We start from the raw sequence: 958 nt of genomic DNA, 5'->3' as shown, positions 1-958 counted from the left end.
AATGTAGCGAGGTATTTTGGTGGTGGTGCAAATATACTTAAAAGTATTGCGCCAACCTATGTAATTGACGGTAACGTGTATAGAGATGTTGGCTCTGCGTTTGGAGGGGTAGATAGTGCATTCAGAGGTGTAAAGAATGAATTCAACGGTGTAAAGAATGAATTCAATGGTGTAAAGAATGCATTCAACGGTATGAGGAATGAATTCAACGATTTTAAACTAAATGTAGGAAATACTATTAAGTTTGAGATTGGAACAGCCATTGATAATGCGTTTGCGGGTTGGGGAAATGTTTGGGGGATATATCAGAGAGAAATTAATAATAAAATTGATAGCATCTTGTCTGATATGATTGTTAAGCAAGATGCAGTAGGGACTATTACAATTGGTGCGAACAAAAGGGGTTATATAGTAGACATTGCAAATAATTCTCATGAGGATCGGTTTATTACTGGTGTTCGTGGTGGTTCTGTTACCGCAACATCGAATCAGGCAGTCAATGGTTCCCAGCTTTATAAATTGGGTGCTGGGTTTGCGAAGTCTTTTGGTGGTGGTGCTAGCTATACAGATGGGAACTGGAAGGCTCCTACTTTTACAGTTAATGTCTTTGATAAGAATGGTAAGGGGACTAAGAAAAAATATAATAACGTTGCAGATGCCTTTACTGGCGTAAGTAATTCTGTCACGAATCTTGATAAAAAGATTGAAAATGTAGTTGCCAATGTGGTGGGTGATAGTCTTGTTAAGCAAGATGATACAGGGCTTATTACCATTGGTGGAGAAGTAAGTGGAGCTAAAGTAAGTATTGCAAACGTTGGTAATGTGGCACGGACTCTTTCAGGTGTTAAAGCTGGTTTGATTACAGTAATGTCAACTGATGCGATAAATGGTTCTCAACTTTATTCCATGGGCAATGTAGTTGCAGGCTATTTTGGCGGTAATGCTAGCTATGAAGATG

General features: G+C 38.7%; 1 pseudogene. It reads left to right on the top strand.

Going from position 1 to position 958, the window contains the following annotated elements:
* Nucleotides 1-958, top strand: a pseudogene (locus tag ACFIJQ_RS08820) (hypothetical protein); the annotation flags it as partial.

Origin of the sequence: Bartonella sp. TT67HLJMS (genome assembly GCF_042193375.1) — a bacterium.
In the GTDB taxonomy this organism is placed as follows: Bacteria; Pseudomonadota; Alphaproteobacteria; order Rhizobiales; family Rhizobiaceae; genus Bartonella; species Bartonella grahamii.
The sequence above is the reverse complement of the archived record's forward strand: the minus strand, read 5'-3'. Positions and strand labels throughout refer to the sequence as shown.